This window comes from Paenibacillus doosanensis, from assembly GCF_025060755.1.
Classification (GTDB): domain Bacteria; phylum Bacillota; class Bacilli; order Paenibacillales; family NBRC-103111; genus Paenibacillus_S; species Paenibacillus_S doosanensis.
Window position 1 is genome coordinate 1 of sequence record NZ_JANYUY010000117.1, and the last position, 1,454, is coordinate 1,454.

Consider the following 1,454-nt stretch of genomic DNA (forward strand, 5'->3'; position numbering starts at 1 on the left):
ATAGAAATGGTAAAATAAATGGAACTGATCGATGAGAAATGAGGCCAAAACTTATGCTAGTTTCCAAACGCCAAGGCACCCAACCTCGACTATTTCAAATGGTCGAGATGGAGGCGCTTGTTCCCCAAAACCATCTTCTTCGTCAACTGGATCGTGTTATTGATTGGAGCATGATTCACGAACGTACACGTGCTCTGTATTCCGAAAATATGGGTCGTCCCGTGAGCGATCCTGAACTTCAGCTACGCTTGATGGTTCTTTGTTATCTGTTCAACCACAGTGAGCGTGCTCTGTACAATTTGCTGCCTATGCATGCGGGCTACTTGTGGTTTTGCGGCCTCGACTTTGAAGCCGTTCTGCATCCCGAAGAAGCCGAGCTGGCCTTGCCGGATCGGACCACTCTGGTGAAAACCCGAAAGTTTTGGCGGGACCATCAGGTGTTTGACGACCTGATGCGCGACATTGTTGACCAGTGCATCATCGCAGGACTCGTTAAGCCGCAAATGGATGCGGCCGTGGACGGAACACAAGTACGCGCGAATGCGTCCATTCACAGTTTGGCAGAAATCCAACTGGCCCCTGTCGAATCTATCGAGGCGTATTTAGTACGCCAAGCCAAGGAGGATACCGAAGACACGAAAACCGACAAGGAGGATGCCCCTAAACCTCCCTCTACGAGGAACGATCATTCGGAGGTAGAGGAACAGGCTGTTCACGAAGATTTTCATGGCAAAACCTTTTCCAACCGTACGCACCGTAGCACCAGCGACCCCGATGCCCGTTTGTATAAGAAAAGCAAAGGGCAGGAAGCTCATCTGCGTTATTTGGTGCATGATCTGATCGATGTTCACTCCGGCGTGATCCTGGACACCCGGGCTTCTTTAGCATCCGGTACAGCAGAAAGAGAAGTCAGCCTGAAGCAAGTGCAAGCGATTCGATTTCGTCATCCTCATCTCCAAATCCGAACGCTTTCGGCAGATAAAGGGTATGAGTCAGCAGACTATCTGGTTCAGCTCCATGAACTTGGCATCATCCCACTCATCCGGTTGCGTAGTCTCAAGCTGCAAGAATTCCCGGTTTACAAGACCCGAGCATTGCATCCCGTTCGAAAAGCCAAACGCCGTCTCAAACAGAAGGAGATCCAGGCTTACAATTTTGCAAAAAGTATTCAGCGTCATGGTGCATACCGGCACATCCAAGCCCTGCGTGCGCGTATTGAACATGCCTTTGCGGAGGCCAAAGGAAGACATGGACTCGATCGAGCCCGCAGCCGCGGTCTTGATCGCATGCAAGAGCAAGCTACACTTACGGCCATGGTCCAGAATTTAAAGCGACTGTGCCGATTCAAAGCCAGAAGGCCACGGGCTGGTGCACTTTCCTGCACCGTCCTCGCCAAGATAACAGGCTGTCCCCAGTATCTTTGCTCCACTACATGCTCAGGGTTCCGTTTTTTT

1 protein-coding gene is annotated in these 1,454 nt (G+C 51.0%); it reads left to right on the forward strand.

The window, feature by feature from the left end:
- Positions 1-53 precede the first annotated feature (53 nt).
- Positions 54-1,454, forward strand: a 1,401-nt coding sequence (locus N0M98_RS33615) for a transposase (protein WP_259620503.1), incomplete at its 3' end; no start/stop codon positions are given.